Annotated in this window: 17 protein-coding genes; 8 read left to right on the top strand and 9 right to left on the bottom strand. The window is 69.8% G+C overall.

What is annotated here, in order from left to right; translation table 11 throughout:
* Nucleotides 1-28: 28 nt before the first annotated feature.
* Nucleotides 29-1084 carry an NAD-dependent epimerase/dehydratase family protein gene (locus BRM1_RS08320; RefSeq protein ID WP_268525137.1) on the top strand — a complete coding sequence of 352 codons (1056 nt, stop codon included), beginning with the start codon at nt 29-31 and terminating at the stop codon, nt 1082-1084.
* A gap of 36 nt (nt 1085-1120) precedes the next feature.
* Here the strand turns inward: BRM1_RS08320 and BRM1_RS08315 are convergent, their stop codons facing one another.
* From BRM1_RS08315 to BRM1_RS08305, 3 genes are all read right to left on the bottom strand, one after another.
* Nucleotides 1121-1738, bottom strand: coding sequence for a cysteine hydrolase family protein (locus BRM1_RS08315; protein ID WP_160954008.1), 618 nt, complete (start codon nt 1736-1738; stop codon nt 1121-1123).
* On the bottom strand, nt 1735-3135 hold the full coding sequence (locus BRM1_RS08310) for a purine-cytosine permease family protein (RefSeq protein WP_268529788.1): 1401 nt from the start codon (nt 3133-3135) through the stop codon (nt 1735-1737). Before BRM1_RS08310 ends, BRM1_RS08315 begins: the two co-directional genes overlap by 4 nt.
* A gap of 226 nt (nt 3136-3361) precedes the next feature.
* Nucleotides 3362-4180 carry an NAD(P)-binding domain-containing protein gene (locus BRM1_RS08305; RefSeq protein ID WP_268525133.1) on the bottom strand — a complete coding sequence of 273 codons (819 nt, stop codon included), beginning with the start codon at nt 4178-4180 and terminating at the stop codon, nt 3362-3364.
* 214 nt (nt 4181-4394) lie between these two features.
* On the opposite strand from BRM1_RS08305, the gene BRM1_RS08300 reads away from it, so the two are divergent.
* The 6 genes from BRM1_RS08300 (at nt 4395) to BRM1_RS08275 (ending at nt 9645) form a co-directional block, all read left to right on the top strand.
* Nucleotides 4395-4751 carry a hypothetical protein gene (locus BRM1_RS08300; protein WP_268525132.1) on the top strand — a complete coding sequence of 119 codons (357 nt, stop codon included), beginning with the start codon at nt 4395-4397 and terminating at the stop codon, nt 4749-4751.
* The gene (locus tag BRM1_RS08295) at nt 4748-5098 is read left to right on the top strand and encodes a hypothetical protein (RefSeq protein WP_268525130.1); all 351 of its coding nucleotides are present in this window, start codon (nt 4748-4750) and stop codon (nt 5096-5098) included. Before BRM1_RS08300 ends, BRM1_RS08295 begins: the two co-directional genes overlap by 4 nt.
* Nucleotides 5099-5364: 266 nt before the next feature.
* Nucleotides 5365-7245: a molecular chaperone DnaK gene (dnaK, locus tag BRM1_RS08290; protein WP_268525128.1), complete on the top strand. Its 1881-nt coding sequence runs from the start codon at nt 5365-5367 to the stop codon at nt 7243-7245.
* The gene (locus tag BRM1_RS08285) at nt 7245-7928 is read left to right on the top strand and encodes a nucleotide exchange factor GrpE (RefSeq protein WP_160953999.1); all 684 of its coding nucleotides are present in this window, start codon (nt 7245-7247) and stop codon (nt 7926-7928) included. The genes dnaK and BRM1_RS08285 overlap by 1 nt, the downstream gene beginning before the upstream one ends.
* Before the next feature lie 188 nt (nt 7929-8116).
* On the top strand, nt 8117-9193 hold the full coding sequence (locus tag BRM1_RS08280; protein ID WP_160953998.1) for a DnaJ C-terminal domain-containing protein: 1077 nt from the start codon (nt 8117-8119) through the stop codon (nt 9191-9193).
* 5 nt (nt 9194-9198) lie between these two features.
* Nucleotides 9199-9645: a heat shock protein transcriptional repressor HspR gene (locus BRM1_RS08275; RefSeq protein WP_160953997.1), complete on the top strand. Its 447-nt coding sequence runs from the start codon at nt 9199-9201 to the stop codon at nt 9643-9645.
* Between the two features lie 221 nt (nt 9646-9866).
* Here the strand turns inward: BRM1_RS08275 and BRM1_RS08270 are convergent, their stop codons facing one another.
* Together BRM1_RS08270 and BRM1_RS08265 are read right to left on the bottom strand one after the other, a co-directional pair.
* Nucleotides 9867-10031, bottom strand: a complete 165-nt coding sequence (locus BRM1_RS08270; RefSeq protein ID WP_160953996.1) for a hypothetical protein — start codon at nt 10029-10031, stop codon at nt 9867-9869.
* A 33-nt stretch (nt 10032-10064) separates the two neighbouring features.
* Nucleotides 10065-10643, bottom strand: coding sequence for a hypothetical protein (locus BRM1_RS08265; protein ID WP_268525121.1), 579 nt, complete (start codon nt 10641-10643; stop codon nt 10065-10067).
* Between the two features lie 309 nt (nt 10644-10952).
* On the opposite strand from BRM1_RS08265, the gene BRM1_RS08260 reads away from it, so the two are divergent.
* Nucleotides 10953-12578, top strand: coding sequence for an N-acetylmuramoyl-L-alanine amidase (locus BRM1_RS08260; protein ID WP_268525119.1), 1626 nt, complete (start codon nt 10953-10955; stop codon nt 12576-12578).
* A 67-nt stretch (nt 12579-12645) separates the two neighbouring features.
* Here the strand turns inward: BRM1_RS08260 and BRM1_RS08255 are convergent, their stop codons facing one another.
* The 4 genes from BRM1_RS08255 to BRM1_RS08240 all read right to left on the bottom strand — a co-directional run bounded on the left by BRM1_RS08255 (nt 12646) and on the right by BRM1_RS08240 (nt 18728).
* Complete coding sequence (locus tag BRM1_RS08255) at nt 12646-13731, bottom strand: hypothetical protein (RefSeq protein ID WP_268525116.1); 1086 nt, start codon at nt 13729-13731, stop codon at nt 12646-12648.
* Between the two features lie 312 nt (nt 13732-14043).
* Nucleotides 14044-14880 (bottom strand): maleylpyruvate isomerase N-terminal domain-containing protein, encoded by an 837-nt coding sequence (locus BRM1_RS08250; protein ID WP_160953734.1) that lies wholly within the window; start codon nt 14878-14880, stop codon nt 14044-14046.
* 68 nt (nt 14881-14948) lie between these two features.
* Nucleotides 14949-16601, bottom strand: a complete 1653-nt coding sequence (locus BRM1_RS08245; RefSeq protein WP_268525113.1) for a DASS family sodium-coupled anion symporter — start codon at nt 16599-16601, stop codon at nt 14949-14951.
* Nucleotides 16602-16844: 243 nt separating this feature from the next.
* Nucleotides 16845-18728: an LPXTG cell wall anchor domain-containing protein gene (locus BRM1_RS08240; RefSeq protein ID WP_268525111.1), complete on the bottom strand. Its 1884-nt coding sequence runs from the start codon at nt 18726-18728 to the stop codon at nt 16845-16847.
* Nucleotides 18729-18791 lie beyond the last annotated feature (63 nt).

Genomic DNA, 18791 nt, shown 5'->3' with positions numbered 1-18791 from the left:
CAGCGCGTCGCCGTGTGACTTTTGGGGCATGGTCGATCAGCAGCGCCCCGTGCTCGTGACGGGCGGAACCGGTTTCATCGCCGCCTACTGCATGGCCCAGCTGCTCGCGCAGGGTCGCACGGTGCGCACCACGGTGCGCTCGGCCGGCAGCCAGCAGCGCGTGCGCGAGGCCGTTGCGCGCGCCGGGGAGGCGAGCGGATTCGAGCTGGGCGAGGTGGTTGCCGGACTCGAATTCGCCACCGCCGACCACATGGACGACGCGGGCTGGGCCGCGGCGATGGAGGGCTGCGACGGCGTCCTGCACGTCGCCTCACCGGTTCCGGCCGCGGAGCCCAAGGATCCCCAGGAGGTCATCGCCCCGGCCCGCGAGGGCACGCTGCGGGTCCTGGGGGCCGCCGAGGCCGCGGGCGTCTCCCGCGTCGTCATGACGTCCTCGTTCGGGGCGGTGGGCTTCGGGTTCGGGTCCAGGCCCCCGCGCTTCGATGAGGATTCCTGGACGCGCCTGGCGGGCCCGGGGGTGAGCGCGTACACCGCCTCGAAGACCCTCGCCGAGCAGGACGCGTGGGAGTTCGCGGCCCAGGCCGGTCCCGGGTTCGAACTCGTGGCGCTGTGCCCCACCGCCGTCTTCGGCCCCGTGCTGGGGCCCTCGGTCAGCGGCGGCAACGAGCTCATCCGCCGCATGCTCGCCGGCGCTCTGCCCGGGCTGCTCGACATGTGGTTCCCGGTGGTCGACGTCCGCGACGTCGCCGCCGCCCACGCGGCGGCCCTCACGGCTGCCGAGGCGGCCGGTCGGCGGTTCATCGTGGGCGGCCGGGAGGGCATGACCATGGCCCAGATCGCCGGGACGCTGCGGCAGGCCCTCGGGGCGCGGGCGGCGAAGGTGCCGACGCGGCGCATCCCCAATTGGCTGGTGCGCGCAGCGGCCCGCGTGGTCCCCGCCGCCCGCGACTTCGCCGCGGAGCTGGGCGGGACGAAGGAGATCGACGTCAGCCGCGCCGAGCGCGTGCTCGGCCTGCGGGCGCGCCCGGCGCGCGAGACCATAGCGCAGACCGGGCGCAGCATGCTCGAGCGCGGCGCGGTCTGAGGCCCGCGCCTCGGGCGCGCCTCGGGCGTCTGCGCGCTACTGGCCCATGCGCTCGCGCACCTGGGCGGCGGTCGAGACCTCGATGAGCGGGGCGGAGAGCTCCATGAGCGCGAGCGCGCGCTCGTGGTTCTCCCGGCTGGAGCCCGCGCAGCCATCGGAGACGACGGTGACGAAGACGCCGGCGTCCGCGGCGGCCAGCGCCGTGGCGATGACGCAGCAGTCCGTCGCGACCCCCGTGAGCACCAGGCGGCTGCCCGGGCCCTTCGTCCAGCCGCTCCAGTCCGCCACGTGCTCGTCGACGCCGATGAGGTCGGCGAGCTCGCGGCCCCACTTGCCGAACGTGGGCCGGTCGACGGGCCTGCGGCCCTCCGCGAGCAGGTCCTGTGCCGCCGGGACGAGGTCGAAGAGCGGATCATCGGCCGCGACGTCGGCGAATGGCCAGCGCTCGAAGTAGTCGCGCCACGCCGTGGCGCGGTCCGCCGTGGGCAGCCACCGGGTCACGAGGACCCGCTCGCCGAACAGGGGCGCCAACTCGGAGGTCTGGGCCATGGCGGCATCGAAGCCGTCCGCGCACCATTGGGAGGCGGGGTCGGCGAACACGGACTGCGGGTCGATGACGACCAGGTGCGAATCTGCGAGGCGACAGGCTCTCATTGCTTCTCCTGACGGCGGATCGTGGGGTGGCGGGTTATGAGTGTGACGGCGAAGCTGAGGACCAGGGCGGCGAGCACTCCCAGGCTGGAGTACGCCCACGTGCCGTCCTTGCCGCCCAGCGCGCCGAGCAGGTAGCCCTGCCAGTTGTTCCACGGGGCATCGTCGGCGTAGCCGTTGACCACCAGGCCCCAGCCCAGGACGGAGGCGATGACCATGGTGGTCACCGAGGTCCAGTCCACGGACCCGTAGCGGCCCCGGCGGTCGAAGAGGGCCGCCTCGTCGTAGTCGCGGCGCCGGGTGAGGATGTCCGCGATGAGGATGCCGGCCCAGGAGGCGATGGGCACCCCCAGGGTGATGAGGAAGCTCTGGAAGGGGCCGACGAAGTCCTGGGCGAAGAAGACCACCCAGATGGTGCCGGCCGTGAGGATGAGCCCGTCGACCGCGGCGGCCGCCGGGCGGGGGATGCGGATGCCCAGGCTGAGCAGGGTCAGGCCGGAGGAGTAGATGCCCAGCACCGCCCCGGAGACCAGCGTGAGCACCGCGACGATCCAGAAGGGGATGAGCGCCCACAGCGGCAGCAGCGTCACGAGAGCGCCCAGCGGGTCGGACTCGATGCCGGCGGCCAGCTCGGGATCCGAGCCCGCCAGCAGCAGGCCGAAGACCACGAGGACCACGGGTGCCACCGAGCCGCCGATGACGTTCCATGCGACGATCGCGCCGTCCGAGGTCGATCGGCGCTGATAGCGCGACCAGTCCGCGGCGATGTTGATCCAGCCCAGCCCCATGCCGGTCATCACCATCGTGAGCGCGCCCAGCATCTGCTGCGCCGAGCCGGCGGGCTGGGCGGCCACGGCGTCCCAGTGGATGTGCGGGATCGTCATGAGCATGAAGACCACGGTGCACAGCCCGGTGAGCCAGGTGAGCACGGACTGGAGTCGCATGATCGTGTGATAGCCCAGCACGGAGGCGGTCACGACGAGGCCCGCGATCGCGAGCGTGGCGAGCACGGAGACGAGCGTGCCGGTCGCCCAGCCGAGCGCCTCGAAGACCGTGGCGGTGGCCAGCACCGCGGTGATCGTCAGCGACGTCTCCCAGCCGATCGACGTCAGCCACGACGCGATGCCCGGCAGCTTCTGCCCATCGACGCCGAACGCCGCACGGGAGAGGACCATCGTGGGCGCGGAGCCGCGCTTGCCGGCGATGGCCACGAGGCCGCAGAGCGCGAAGCTCACGACGATCCCGACGACGGCGACGATGCTCGCCTGCCAGAACGAGATCCCGAAGCCCAGCAGATAGGACCCGTAGCTCATGCCGAACACGGAGACGTTCGCCGCGAACCACGGCCAGAACAGGTGGTGGGGCCGGGCGGTGCGCTGAGCGTCCGTGACGATCTCGATGCCGGTGGACTCGAGGAGGGGAGCGCGCGGGCCCGGGGGACCTGAAGAACCGGCGGATTGCGGGGATTCCGGGGATGGCTGGGCAGCCGAATCACTTGTGATTGCAGTCACATAGATGATCCTAACGGTCAGGTTTGCCTGCGATTCATCGGGGGTGTGACGGTTTCGCAACGGTTGCGCGGAGGTCCTGTGACAGTGGCCGCGCGGCCGGGGCGGAGTGGGCGTGTCAGGCGCCTCGGATGCGGCGGTGCACGGCATCGAGCGCGGCGTCGAGAGCCGCGCGGTTGTCCGTGTCGAACCACTGCTCGCGCAGCTGCTCGTTGAGGCCGCCGGGCGTCTCGTGATCCGCGGCGATGCGCTCCAGCGGCGCCTGCGTGCGCAGGGCGGGGCCCACCGCGCCGAAGAGGTCGCGCACGTAGCGCTCGGCGGTCGACTCGTCGATCCCTGCGCCGCGCAGCCAGGCCGCGAGGGCGCTGAGGTAGTGGAAGTGGGAGGACAGGGCGGCGCTCGCGGTGGACAGCGTGGCGAACGCCTCCTCGTCCGGCAGCACGAGGCATGAGCCCACGCGGTCGAAGAGCGCGCGGGCGGCGGGGTGGTCCGGGAAGACGGCGGTCAGGCCCTCACCGGAGCGCACTGCGGGCATGGGGATCGAGCGGACAAGAGCCGGCCCGGTGCCCGTCCACTGGCGGATCCGCTCGAGCGGCGTGGCCGCAATCGCGCTGATGACCACCCGGTCGTCCGGGATCGTGAGGCCCGTGAGGACCTCACGGGCCGCGTCCGGGCGGACGCTGAGGAGCACGATGTCGCAGTCGTCCACGACGGCCTGGTTGGATGCGCCGATGTGTGCGAACGCATGCCGCTCGGCCAGGTCCGCGCTCAGGCGTGCCCCGCGCGGGGACAGCGCGACGCGGAGCGCGGCGGTGGGGCGGGCGCCGCGGCCCAGCCCGTCGACGAGTGCCGCGGCGATCTCGCCGGTGCCGATGATGCCCAGGCGCAGCGCGCTCCCGACGGGCGGGGGCGCTGCCGGTGCCGGTGTGCGAGTCATGCGCGTCCCCTCGGTCTGAGGTGCTGCGAGCACCCTCGATGGGGCGATGCTCTGGCAGCGGGGCGTGTGGTGTCAATGCCGGACGCCGCTGGGAGTTCCGCGGCGGCGGCGCGTTCCGTAGGCTTGCGCTCGGACGCCGACCGGCCGAAGGGGGCCATATGTTCGCCGCACCGCCCGCGCACTGCACGGACCGCGCCGTTCAGGCGGCGCCGAGGTGAGCGCCGATGTGCTCCTCGACTACTCCGGGCTGGTGGGCCGGATCTTCTTCGTGCTCTGCGCGCTGACGGTCATGGTCCTCGCCCTGGTGCGCGCCCGCGGGCGGACCCGGCTGCTGGCCGCGTGGGGCGCCGCACTCCTGGCGGCGGGGCAGGGCGCGATGATCGTCTTCTCCCTGCTGGCAGCCGGCCCCCTGCGCGCCTCCGCGCTCTTCTACCTCCTCGGCCTCGTCGTCGTCCTCATCGTGTGCACGGGGGCCATGGTCATCGTCGGCCTGACCCTGCTCGCGTTCTCCCTGCTCGGCCGGCCGCAGCCCGAAGCGCAGCGGCGGCCCGCTGCGGGGTGGGCGCGGTGAGCGGCGCGGGCTGGGGGGCGCTTCTCCTCCTCCCCGCCGGCCTCGCGGTGGTCCGCGCGCTGCTCATCCTCGCCGCCGCGGGGCTCGCCATCGTCCTCGCGGCCCGATACAGCGAGGGGGCCGGCCGGGTGGCCGGCCTCGTGGGCGGGTGCGCCGTGGCACTTGGCGCGATCCTCGAGTGCTGGGCCCTCGTCACCGCGAGCGGGCGGAGTGGGGGTGCCGATGGCGATCCGCTCGTCTTCCTCGCCACGGCGGTCCCGCTGATCGTCGAGGGCATCGGCGTACTGGGGATCGGCATGGCCGTGGTGTCGCGGCCGCGGTTCCGGCCGCAGGCGCCGGAGCGGTAGTCAACGCCCAGCTCCGGGCGGCAGCGGCGTGGCCGCGCGGGTGTTGCGGCCCGGCCCGCACCTCCGCAGCCTGTGGAAAACTTTTCCGCTCGACCGGAATAATCTCCCGCGCAGCAAAGTTGAGTCAGGTGTACGCAAGTCTGCGTCCCGGGGATTGACAGCCCGGGGAGCAAGCGACAAGACTTGAGCCGATGGCACTCAAGGCGTGCGGCCAGCCGCACGGACGCCAGCGACTCGACTGAAGAACTCAAGCGAAGGAGCATTACATGTCACGTGCAGTTGGCATCGATCTCGGTACGACGAACTCCGTCGTCGCGGTCCTCGAGGGCGGCGAGCCGAAGGTCATCGCAAACGCAGAGGGCAGCCGGACCACCCCGTCCGTCGTTGCCGTCAACAAGAACGGCGACTCGCTCGTGGGCGAGATCGCCAAGCGCCAGGCCGTCACGAACGTGAAGAACACCGTCTCGTCGGTCAAGCGCCACATGGGCGAGGACTGGAAGACGGAGCTGGGCGGCAAGGAGCTGACCGCTCCGGAGATCTCCGCCCGCATCCTCCAGAAGCTCAAGCACGACGCGGAGGAGTACCTGCAGGAGCCGGTGACCGACGCGGTCATCACGGTGCCCGCGTACTTCAACGACGCGCAGCGCCAGGCGACGAAGGACGCCGGCCAGATCGCCGGCCTCAACGTCCTGCGCATCATCAACGAGCCCACCGCCGCGGCGCTGGCCTACGGCCTGGAGCGCGGCAAGGAGGACGAGCTCATCCTCGTCTTCGACCTGGGCGGCGGCACGTTCGACGTGTCCCTGCTGGAGGTCGGCAAGGACGATGACGACTTCTCCACCATCCAGGTGCGCGCCACCAGCGGCGACAACAAGCTCGGCGGCGACGACTGGGACCAGGCGATCGTCGACTGGCTGATCAAGCAGGTCAAGGACAACTACGGCGTGGACCTGTCGAAGGACACCACCGCGCTGCAGCGCCTCAAGGAGGCCGCTGAGCAGGCGAAGAAGGAGCTCTCGTCCGCGACGAGCACCAACATCTCGCTGCAGTACCTGTCCATGAGCGAGAACGGCCCCATCCACCTGGACGAGACGCTCACGCGCGCCAAGTTCCAGGAGGAGCTGACCAAGGACCTGCTCGACCGCACGAAGGCCCCGTTCGAGGCCGTCATGCGCGATGCGGGCGTCAAGGTCTCCGATGTCGACCACGTGGTGCTGGTGGGCGGTTCGACCCGCATGCCGGCCGTCACGAAGGTCATCACCGAGCTGACCGGCGGCAAGGAGCCCAACAAGGGCGTGAACCCGGATGAGGTCGTCGCGATCGGCGCGGCCGTCCAGGCGGGCGTCCTCAAGGGCGAGCGCAAGGACGTCCTGCTCATCGACGTCACCCCGCTGTCGCTGGGCCTCGAGACCAAGGGCGGCGTGATGACGAAGCTCATCGAACGCAACACGCCCATCCCCACGAAGAAGTCGGAGACGTTCACGACGGCCGAGGACAACCAGCCGTCCGTGTCGATCCAGGTCTTCCAGGGCGAGCGCGAGTTCACCCGCGACAACAAGCCGCTTGGCACGTTCGAGCTCACCGGCATCGCGCCGGCCCCCCGCGGCATGCCGCAGATCGAGGTGTCCTTCGACATCGACGCCAACGGCATCGTGCACGTGTCCGCCACGGACAAGGGCACGGGCCAGGAGCAGTCGATGACGATCACCGGCGGATCCGCGATCCCGCAGGAGGACATCGACCGCATGGTTCGCGAGGCCGAGGAGCACGCCTCCGAGGACAAGGCCAAGCGCGAGGCCGCCGATCAGCGCAACATGGCGGAGAACCTGGCGTACTCCACGGAGAAGCTCGTTACCGACAACGGCGACAAGCTGCCCGAGGACGTCAAGTCCCAGGTCACGGCCGATGTGGAGGCGCTGAAGGAAGCGCTCAAGGGCGATGACGACGACGCGGTCAAGGCCGCGGCGGACAAGCTCACTGAGAGCCAGTCGAAGATCGGCGAGGCGCTCTACGCGGCCCAGTCCGCGCAGGAGGGCCAGGCCGACGGCGCCCAGGGCGGCGCCGGAGCCTCCGATGCCGATTCCGGTTCCGACGACGACGTCGTCGATGCCGAGGTCGTCGACGATGAGGACGAGGGGAAGAAGTAATGACCGCCGAGAATCCCGAGAACGGCCCCCAGTCAGACCAGGGCAACCAGGAGGACCAGGCCGCGCAGGGCTTCTCGTTCAGCGACAAGCGCCGGGTCGACCCGGACTCCGGCGCGGTCCGCGAGCCGCACGAGGCCGAGGCGGGGGCGGGCGCTGGCCCGGCCGGCGCCTCGGCCGCGGAGGGGGCCGCAGACGCTGCGGACCTGGGCGTCGACATCCCCGATGACGCCTCCGCGCTGGATCCGGAGAACGCCCCCGCCCCGCAGAGCGAGGAGGCCGCCAAGTACCTCGACGACCTCCAGCGGCTCAACGCCGAGTACGCGGCCTACCGCCGCCGCTCGGCGCGGGAGCAGGACAAGGCGCGCGCCGCCGGTGCCGCCTCGTTCGCCGAGGCGATCATCCCGGTGCTCGACGAGGTCAAGCTGGCCGCCGACAACGGCGACGTCACGGGCCCCTTCGAGTCGCACGTGGCCAAGCTGCGCGCGGCCCTGGAGAAGGCGGGCTTCGTGCAGTACGGCGAGGTCGGCGAGGAGTTCGACCCGAACATCCATGAGGCCCTCATGCAGCAGCCCAGCGACGAAGTCGGCGAGCCCACCGTGTTCGCCGTCATGCAGCCGGGCTACCGGTTGGGCGACCGGGTCCTGCGCGCGGCGCGCGTGGGAGTCTCCCAGCCCGCAGAATGAGCGGTCGTCCGGGGCGGTTCGGCCGTCCCGGACGCGGTCTCGGTTCCGGGCAGCGCCCCAGCGGGGGCGCCTCCCGGAACCGTGAGCGCAGCAGCCGCACACGCGTGGGGCACACCGAACGGCGTGAGCAGCAGACAGCAGATTTTTCAGCACTGATTGGGCGCTATGCCTGAGGAAGGGGGTGCCAGGTGACAGCCGGACCTCAGAACGACTGGTTCGAGAAGGACTTCTACAAGACCCTCGGAGTCTCCAAGGACGCCTCCGAACAGGAGATCAAGAAGGCCTACCGGAAGCTCGCCCGGAAATACCACCCGGATACGAATCCCGGCGACAAGGCCGCGGAGGAGAAGTTCAAGGAGATCAGCCAGGCCAATCAGGTCCTGGCCGATCCGGAGACCCGCAAGCAGTACGACCAGGTCCGCGCCATGGGCTCCGGGGCGCGCTTCAGCGCCGGCTCCGGTGGCAGCGCCGGCGGCGGCGGGTTCGAAGACGTCTTCTCCGACCTGTTCGGCGGTGGCGGGGGCGGCCGCACGCGCTACACGACACGCGGCGGTGGCTACCCGGGCACCTCGGGCGGCGGCTTCGGAGGTGGCTTCGGCGGCGGCCAGCAGGGCTACGGCGGCGGCGAGGTGCCGTTCGACCTCGATGACCTGCTCGGCGGCTTCGGCGGCTCCGGCGGTGGATTCGGCGGCGGGTACTCGACCGGCCCCACGAAGGGCGGGGACATCCGCTCGACCACCACGCTGAACTTCACCGAGGCGGCCAAGGGCGCGAGCGTGCGCCTGAAGATGCCCAGCGGCAAGACGCTGACCGTGCGCACGCCCGTGGGCGTCAAGGACGGCCAGAAGATCAAGCTCAAGGGCAAGGGCAAGGCCAGCCCCAACGGCGGGGAGAGCGGCGACGTCATCCTCACCGTCCACGTGGAGAAGCACCCGGTCTTCACCCGCGACGGGGACAACCTGCGCCTCGAGCTGCCGGTGACCTTCCCGGAGGCCGCGCTGGGGGCCACCGTCGAGGTGCCTACCCTGGACGGGCCCACCGTGAAGATGAAGATCCCGGCGGGCACCCCGTCCGGCCGCGTCCTGCGCGTGCGCGGCAAGGGCATCGAGGGCAAGGCCCGCCGCGGCGACCTGCTCGTCACCGTCGAGGTGGTCGTGCCGAAGAAGCTCGACGACGCGGCCAAGGAGGCCGTCGAGGCGTTTGCGAAGGCGACCGAGGGCGAGGATCCCAGGAAGGACCTCTACAGCAAGGCGAAGGCGAGCTGAGTGCGATGCAGATCGACGAGAATGCCGCCCTCTACGTGATCTCCGTGGCCGCGGAGCTTGCGGGCATGCACCCGCAGACGCTGCGGCAGTACGACCGGATGGGCCTCGTGACGCCCAAGCGCGCGGCGGGCCGCGGACGGCGCTATTCCGCCGAGGACGTCCGCCGTTTGCGCCTCATCCAGCAGCTCTCCCAGGAGGAGGGGATCAACCTGGCGGGCATCCGCCGGATCCTCGAGCTCAGCGAGGAGGTGCGCCGCGCCCAGCGCAGAGCCAGTGCGCTCAGCGCTCAGCTGCGCGGGATGCGCGAGCGCCCTTCGGGTGCCGATCGCGTGTTCGCGGCCGGCACCTCCGGGGACGTCGTCTCGATCGTCCACGGTCGCCAGCGCCGGCGCACCGGGTTTGCCGGGGCGCTCATGCCGGCCGGGACGCTGCGGGAGGCGGCCGGGCAGTAGGGGCGGTACATTGCGAGGCTGGTCCTGCTGAATGCCAAGCGTGCAGCAACGCCAGCGGCGGCGCCCGCACCAGACTCTCGGGAGGGCTCGCTGCGGTGAGCGCGACCGCTGACTCGACCACGGACAGTGACTACGGCCGGGCAACCATTCTCATGGTTGCCCGGCCGTTGTGTTACCCGGGGCCGCCCCGCACGACTCCTGTCAGCACGCGGTGTTCTCCCTCAGCGTTTGACAGTGAATGTCGTTTTGGTCTGACGCGCGTAATCAGGGGTGAGCGTGATGATGTACTTGCCGGGTTTCTTCGACATCAGTCGCGCGACGCGCTTGGTAATACGATAGGCGGGCTTAAGGAAACCGTCGTTTCGGATCGTGCGCTTCGCGATCACCTTCTTGCTGCCGCTTTTGCGAATCGTGAAGCGCTAGTCACCTGCATCGTAGTTCGACTTGTTTAACCTGGCGATTGGCTTGTGCCTTGCGCCACGAAGGCTCTTTGCGCGAAGCGCTTTTGGCGAAACTGTGAGTTTTGCACCCTTAAAATCGTCTAGTATCGGCACGCTACGTGCAAAATAGAATGAATCTATTGTTTCTTCGTAACCGAGTTCGTCAAACCCCATGATCTCAATATGCATCTCGTGCGGACCGGGCGTGGAAAGGCTAATTTTGTACATAGCTTTACCAGAGGCGCTTACTCGAACCGGTTTAGTGCAGTATGAGCTGACGTCATTAGTTACAATCACCGTGCAGAGTCGCACTCTGGCCTTCGGTTTGAGATTGCTCGCTTCAAAGCGCACCCCTTTTCTCGCATTAGAAGAGTAAAGCGGACCCTTGGTGAGCTGCTTTAAAGCAGGTTTTTTCTTCTTGCCTGCTAATGCGTGCGGGCTGTGTGTTTTCGAGTCCATCTTCGATGGTGTTGCGTGGGTAGTGGCAGACGCCGGCGTCGAGGCGATGAGGGCGGTCGCGGCGAGTGCTGCGGCTGCGAAGAGCGCAGGGATCTTCATGGTGCTCCTGGGGGAGAGGGAGTCGGGCGACTCGTTGATGTACGGAATTCGGAATCCGTGGTCGGAACGTAACACCTGCTGAGCGGCAATGGGGCCGCGGTTGTGTTGCGGTGGCACGGCGATAAATTACGAAATGGCAACGATCTATCTCGGGGCGTTCCCCTGGATTGTCGGCTCCGGGCTGCACACCATAATCTGCAAGAGTTCCCACTCGACTCTCAGTCGACTTCGGGGGAGCGCTCCCCGCCCATCCCTGCTGTCCGCTCGGCTTCGCCCGCACGGTCGGCCGACCGAAGGACCCCACACTCCATGAAATCCACCATCCTCTTGGCCGCGGTCGCCTGCACGGCGAGCGCGGCGCTGCTGGCACCGGCCGCCGTGGCCGCACCCGGCCCCCAGCTCACCACCGGCCCGGTCAACGCCGACCTGGGCGGCGCCTCGGCTGCGGCGAGCGCGAACCGCGCCCCCGCCGTCAAGCGGCACACGACTCACACCACTCCCAAGAAGACCGTCACCGTCAAGGCCAACGACCTCACGGTCATGGGCGTGACGTGGAAGGGCAGCGACCCCAGCAGCCAGTACCGCGTGCTCGAGCACGGCATCTGGGGCGCCTGGAAGGACATGCCCGCCGACGACGGCGGCGGGCCGGACAGCTCCTCGGCCGAGGGCAGCGGCGCGGTCGAGGGTACCGAGCCCCTTCTGCTCAGCGCCGGCCAGCAGGTCCAGGTGCGCTCCGCCAAGCCCGCCGCCGCGACGAAGAGCCTGGCGGTCGAGGCATTCGAGACCCCCACCTCGGGTGCGGATGCCGCAGCGGCCGGTGACCCCTCCGCCGCCGCGGACACGTCGCAGGGCGAACTGGGGGCCACGGCGGAGAACGCCTCGGTGGTGCAGGGCGCGGCAGCCCAGAGCGCAACGGCGCAGGGCGCCGGCGTGCAGAACGTCGCCGCGAAGTCCGCGAACATCCCCAACCTGGGCCGCATCGTCACCCGCGCCGGCTGGGGCGCGAACGAGAAGCTCGTGCGCTGCAAGGCGGACACGACGGACGTGAACAAGGCGCTCATCATCCACCACACCTCCGGTGCGACGAACTACTCGCGCTCCCAGGTGCCGGGCATCCTGCGCGGCTACCTCGAGTTCCACACGAAGGGCCGCAAGTGGTGCGACCTGGGCTACAACATGCTCGTCGACCGCTACGGCACCATCTACGAGGGCCGCCGCGGCGCCCCGTACAGTGGCCGCCCGGTCGTGGGCGCGCACGCCAGCGGCTTCAACACCCACACGTTCGGCGTCTCCGTCATGGGCACGTTCAATTCCCGCCAGCCCACCTCGGCCGCGGTGAAGTCCGTCAAGCGCATCGCCACCTGGCAGGCCGTGAAGTGGGGCTGGAACCCGGGCGGCAAGGTCAAGCTCAAGGCGGCCAAGGGCGACACGGTGAAGTACAAGGCGGGCACCGTCGTGACGAAGTCGACGATCTTCGGCCACCGCGACACGTCCTACACCGACTGCCCCGGCACCAAGTTCTACGCGATGCTGCCCTCCATCCGGAAGTCGGTGGCGGCGAGCGCGAAGAAGGCGGGCCCCGAGCACGCGATCGCAGGCGCCATCCGCACGTACTACTACACGCACAACGGCACGGTCACGATCGGCATGCCGAAGGGCCGTGAGGCGAACCGCCTGCGCAGCGGCGGCGCGCGCCAGACGTTTGCGAAGGCCACCCTGAGCTGGAGCAAGGCCACGAAGGTCCAGCCCGTGCGCAGCGGATTCCTCACCGCCTACCGCAAGCTGGGCTACGAGAAGTCGAAGCTGGGCTACCCCAAGGGGGTCGAGCGCAAGGTCAAGGGCCTGGCGCGCCAGGACTTCCAGGGCGGCAGCATGGTGTGGCAGAAGGGCCGCGCCGTCATCGCCTACAACAACAAGGTCAAGGCCGTGAAGTAACCGCGCACAACGCTACAGGGGCGGTGGCCGTCATCCGACGGCCACCGCCCCTGTAGCGTTGTGGTGCTTACTTGCTGGTGCGGCGGCGGGTCACGAGGACCGTCGCACCGCCGACGAGCAGGAGCGCGGCGCCGACGCCCAGGGCGCCGAGCTCGGCGCCGGTGCGCGGCAGCGAACCGCCGTTGTCACCGGAGCCGTTGTCATTGCTGCCGCTGTTGCCGTTGTCGTTGTTCGAGCCGCTGTTGCCGTTGTCACCGTTGTCGCCGTTGTCCGAATCGTTGCCGCTGCTCTTCTTCGCGACCACCTTGAACCCCTCGGTGAGGGTCTTGCCCTCGGCCTTGGCGGTGACGACGTAGCTGCCGATGTAGGCGCTGGGGTTGGCGGAGTTCGTGCCGTAGACGGACCACGTGGCCACGCCGTTCTTATCCGCGGTGGCCTCCTGCTTGGCGAGGTCCCGGACGCCCTTGCGCTTGGCGGCCACCGAGTAGACGGCCTTCTCACCCGGCTGCAGGTGGCTGACCGTGAGGGTGACGCCCTTCTTCTCGTTGACGAAGTCCTTGGCCGTGACCGTGTGCGGCTTGACCGACAGGACCGGCTCTGCGTCCTTCGTGGGCGCCGAGGTCTGCGTGGGCGTCGCGGTCTTTGTGGGCGCGGCCGTCGCGGTCTTGGTGGGCGTCTTCGACGGGGTAGCCGTCTTCGTAGACGGGATGGTGGCGGGCTCGTCCTCTGCGATCGTGTAGGTCTTGACGACCTCATTCGTGACAGCCGCACCCTCTGTGGGGGCGTAGGTGACCGCGATGGTCACGGTGGCCCCCGGTACCAGGTACTTGTCCTGTCCGGCCAAGTAGTTGATCGTCGCGGTCGCGGTGGAACCGTCGGTCGCGGTGCCTTCGCCCGAGCCGATGCGGTTTTCCCCGATCTTCGCGAACGCGGAGAACGGCTGGCCCGCCTTGACGTTGTCGGCCGTGACCGTGATGGCGTTGGCCTTGATCTGCTTGGCGGTGATCTTCTCCGCGGCGGGGCTGACGGTGACGTGGGAGTCCGCCGCGCGGGCTGCGGGCGCCGCGTCGACGATGAACGTCGACATGGGCACGGCGGTGAGAGCGCCCAGTGCCGCGATCGCGACGGCGGGAGCGAGGAGCTTCTTCTGCATGGTTGCCTCCGGTGGGAGCGGTGCGAGCGGATGTGCTCAGCTGACTGGCACCAGTCAAGCGCGCAGAGGCGATTCATTCAACTTTAGAACATTGTGTAATCGGGCGGCGATCATGCGGGTGAGGAGGGGTGGGCGAGGGATTCGACAGTGGGCCTTGTGCGCACTGCCGGCGCGGTGCGGCAGGGTGCCCTGCGCCCCAGGTGAGCGCGCTCATGCAGCCGTTCCGGTCCTGCCGTCGGCCCGTGAGGCACATGCCATGGCTCGGCCGTGCCATGCGGCCGGCAGCTGCCAGCGGCCCCCCGGGCGAAGCCGCTAGAGCCAGCGCGGTGGGGCCGGGAGGTCCTGCGGGGTGGCGGAGCCTTGGCCGCCCTTCGCGGTGTCGTCCTGCGCCGAGCGGGGCCAGCCGCGCCCCGCCAGGTAGGAGGCGACCTCGGCGGCCTCACCCACCACCTCGACGGGCTGCGCGGCGAAGGCCTGCGCGTCCCCGGTGGCGATGAGCCGCTCCGGATCCTCGGGGCGATCGGCCAGGCGCAGCAGGAAGTGGGCGTCCTCGCCCCGCGCGGCCCACGTGGCCGGCACATCGTCCAGCAGGCGGTCGACGGCCGCCGCGGGGAAGTCGAGTGCGGTCATCCCGATGCCCAGGTCCAGGCTGTGCAGGAGCGCCTCCCGGGCGCGCATCCACGGGATCGCCGAGGCGCCGATCGGCTGGCCCTGCCCGCCTGTCACCTGCGCGTCCCAGGCCTCGGGCGCAAGCCCGGCCAGCGCCTCGGCGAGCTCCTGCGCCACCTCGTGGGAGATGGACCGCACATCGCCCGCCGGAGTCTGGGCGACGCCGTCCTCGATGTCCTGGTCGCGGGCCTCGCGCGACGGGTACATGGGGTTCTCCTGGCCGGTGCGCGCCCATTCGAGGAGGCGCATGAGGCCCTCCGCGTTGTTGATCATGTGGATCGCCACGTGCTTGCGGGTCCACCCGGGCAGCGGGGACGGCTCATCGAGTGCGGAGGTGGAGAGCTGGTCGAGGGCCTGGAGGTAGAAGCCCTCGGCCAGCGTGCGCAGGTCCAGGTCCGTCTGGAGCTGGACCTGCTGGCCGTGGGGCTGGACCTGCTGGCCGTGGGGCTGGGCCGCGGGTGTGCCGTTCGCGTCGCTCATGGGCTCAGCCTAGTCCGCGGAGCCGGCCGGGCGGCAGGGCGCGGACCATCCGATGCGAATGCCCTGGCTCAGACCAGGCCCAGCCACGACCAGTACGTGGCGGAGAAGAGCATGATGAGCAGGTAGCCCACGATGGTGAGCGGGATGCCCACCTTGAGGAACTGCTTGGCCGTGAACGCCCCGGTGCCGTAGGCGAGCATGTTCTGCGGTGCGGAGACCGGCAGCAGGAACCCGAAGCTGATGACGAACTGCTGGATGATGACGAAGCCCAGGCCGCCCTGCGCCGCGTTGGGGATCGACATGGCCAGGGCGATGAAGACGGGGATGAGCGCCGAGCTCAGCGAGGTGGCGGACGCGAAGCCCAGGTGGATGAGGATCGTGAACGCGGTGACGATCGCGATCATCGCGAGGATGGGCATGTGCGCGAGCCCCAGCGCGCCGAACGTGCGCTCGGACAGCCAGGCGGCCGCGCCCGTGGACAGGAGGAGGCTGCCCAGCGAGATGCCCACCGCGAAGACGATGAGGGTGCCCCAGTTGATGAGCTTCTCCACGGTCTTCCAGCTGAACACGCCGATGCGCGGGGTGAGCAGCACGCCGATCGCCACGAGCGTGGTTGTCGTCGAGTCGAACGGGTGAAGGACGTCCTCGGTGGACCACATGAGCAGCAGGAGGACGGAGACGACGATGAGGCGGATCTCCTTGCCGGTGATGGGGCCCAGCTTGGCGAGCTCCTGGCGGATCATCTCCTTGCCGCCGCGGATCTCCTCGACCTCCGGTTTGATGGCCCAGCGCATGATGAAGTACAGAGCTACGGACATGAGCGCGGACCGGGGGGCGGCCCACAGGAACCACTGGCCCCACGGCACATCGGTATGCATCTGATCGCGGATGAACCCGATCGCCACCTGGTTCTGCGCGGCCGCGGTCTTGATGCCGATGTTCCAAATCGAGATGGACTGCGCGGCGGTGATGATGAGCAGCGCGCCCAGCTTCGAATTCGCCTGCAGGCCGAACGCCGCGACCATGCCCAGCAGGATGGGCACCACCGCGCCGCCGCGCGCAGTGGCCGAGGGGACGAAGAACGCCAGGATAATCGAGATGACGATGGCGCCGATGAGGATGTTGCGGGTCTTCTCGCCCGCGAAGCGCAGCACGAGTAGGGCCAGGCGCTTGTGCAGGCCGGTCGCCTGCATCGCTGCCGCGAGGGCCAGGGCCGCGGCGACGAGCGCGACGGCGGGCGAGGCGAAGCCGCCCAGTGCGAGCTTGAGGGAGGCGGCTGTGCCCATGGCCGTGTTTCCCTCGCCCGTGGCCGGGGGCGCGAACGCCAGCATGACCGCGATGAGCCCCAGGATCATGATGGAGGAGACCGCGTAGCTCACCGCCTCCGTCACCCACATGATGACGGCGAACACGAGGATGGCGAGCGCCTGCTTGGCGGCCAGGGGCAGGTCGGGGCCGGTGGGCAGCAGCAGGACGACGATGAGCCCCGCCCACGCGAGCGCGAACCAGCCCATCTTCAGTGTGAGGTGGGAGAGCACGCTGTCCTGGAAGCGGTGCCCACGGCCGGATTCGTGGCGTTCGACGGCCTCCTGCTCGGCGCGCGCCTGCTCGGCGAGCTTCGCGCGCCGCTGGGCGGCCGTGCGCAGGCGGCCGACGGGAGCGTGCGCTGTGTCCTGCTTCGTCTCCTGCTGGGGGTGCGGGGGCGTGTTCTCGGGTGCCACGGCGGGGCTCCGTTCGCGGATTGGGGGCAGGGCGTCATGGATGTGGTCCTCGTGGCTCCACGCTATGCCCCATCCCGCAGTATGGGTACCCGCCGCCGAGGCGCGGCTCACCCCGTCTCACCAGGTGGCCCAGTCGCGGCGCGAGAGGGCCGGGGGACTGCGCGGCGGCAGCGAGCTGCGCCTCGCGGGCGGCGCATGACGGAGGCCCGGAGGAGCGAATCCTCCGGGCCCCTCGTCCGTGCCTCAGTCCCGGGTGCGCCGGCGGGTGAGCATGACCGCCGCGCCGCCCACCAGGAGCAGTGTGCCCCCGATGGCGAGGCCGCCCAGCTGCGCGCCGGTGCGCGGCAGATCGCCGTTGTCCGAGCCGGTGTCGTCGCGGCCGCTGTCCCCGCCGTTGTCACCGGGGTTGGCGCCGCCGCGGCTGCCGACCGTGAAGGAGTCCTCGAGGACACGCGTCTTGCCCTGCTTGGCCTGCTGGTCCTGCTGGGCGGCCTGCGCACCCGCGCGGGCCACGGTGCCGCCCGCGTGCGCGGCCTCGCCCTGGGCCGAATCGCCGTGCGCATCGTCCGGCACCGGCGGGATGCTCGCGGTGACGTCGTAGGTGCCCACATAGGCCCCGAGGTTGTGGGGGTTCGTGCCGTAGAGCTTCCAGCCGGCCACGCCGTCCGCGTTGGAGACGATGGTGCGGCTGTAGGCCTTCACGTGCGAGTTGTGGGGCTTGACCGTGAACGTCACCGCCTGGCCGGGCTCCAGCTTGGTCGCCGCGATGTCCACGCCCTTGTGGGCGTTGGTGAACGCGGCGGGCGTCAGCCGATGCGGGTTGACGATGAGGCGCGCCTCGGTGTTCGTGTGGCTCCCGGGCGAGGTGGGCGGATCCGTCGGATCGCTCGTGGGAGCGGGGGAGGTGGGCGTCTCGGTGGGCGCGGTGGTCGGCTCGTCCGTGGGGTCGTCGGTTGGCGGCGCCGTCGGGTCCTCGGTGGGGTCGGTGGTGGGCTCACCGGTCGGAGTTGAGGTGGGGTCAGTCGTCGGCTCGTCTGTCGGAGTCGAGGTGGGGTCGTCGGTCGGAGTCGAGGTCGGATCGCTCGTGGGATCCGCCGTCGGCTCTTCCGTCGCATCATCCGAAATGGCGGTCGACAGCGTCGTCGCATAGACCGTTCCGTCGGTGCGGGTGTACTCCACGCGCACGGAGGCGATCACTCCCGGGGTGAGCTCCTTGGCGTCGCCGGTGAACTTCGCTTCGATGCGTCCCGTTCCATCATCCTTCGTGGTCCCGGAGCCTTCCGCGACGACGGGGCTGCCCGGCGTGCTGAGCCTGACGGAGGTCTTGACTTCGGACCCGGGCTTCACATCGGCGATCTGGACGGGGAATCCCTTGGTCAGGATCATCTGCTTGGGTGCAGGATTCGGCAGGTCCAGCGCTAGCGTCGCGAGGGGCGCCTCCTCGATCTCCTTGCCGACGTGGGTGGTCAAGGTGTCGGCGCCATCGGCGCCGCTGGCGCTGGTGTACTCGAGGTGGACGTCGATGGCGACACCGGACTTGAGGTTGGTGGTGCTGCCCTGGTAGGGAACCTGCAGCGTGAGATCACCGCTTGCGTCAGCCGTGCCAGTCCTTTTGCCCACCGAGTTGTCATCGAGGTACGCGGTTCCGAACACCTTCGAATTGGGCTTGAGGCCGGTGAGTTTGACCGACAGCCCATGGTCGCCGATCTCGACGGCATCGACCGGGTCGCCGAACAGCGGGGTCACAGAGCTCGCGGGGGCCTCAGACGTCTTCTCGTCAGCCTGTGGCTCCGGCGAGGTCTTGGGAGCGCGGATTGCCTTCGGGCTTGCCTTCGCCGCAGACGGGGCCGCCTGCGCTGCGGGCTTGGCACTCGGCTCTGGCTTCGCGGGAGCAGCCTTCTTCGCGGGGGCGGTCTTCGCCTCGGCCTTCTTCACCGGGGCAGGCGTCTTCTCCGGTGCGGGCTTTGCCTGCTCGGACGTGGGCTCGGCCTTCTTCTCTGTCGTGGCTGCGGCCTTCGCCTCGGCGGTCTTGGTGGGAGAGGCGGTCGCGTCCGCGATTGCGGGCAGCGTTGTCAGCGACAGCGCTCCCACGGTGGCGATGACGGCGGGGGCGAGAAGCTTCTTCATGTCAACCTCACGTAGGCCAAGGGGATGGAGAGGACGGCGTTGTCCGCTGGTGTGTAGTCAACG

The sequence above is a fragment of the Brevibacterium sp. BRM-1 genome (genome assembly GCF_026802075.1).
Taxonomy (GTDB): Bacteria; Actinomycetota; Actinomycetes; order Actinomycetales; family Brevibacteriaceae; genus Brevibacterium; species Brevibacterium rongguiense.
The sequence above is the reverse complement of the archived record's forward strand: the minus strand, read 5'-3'. Positions and strand labels throughout refer to the sequence as shown.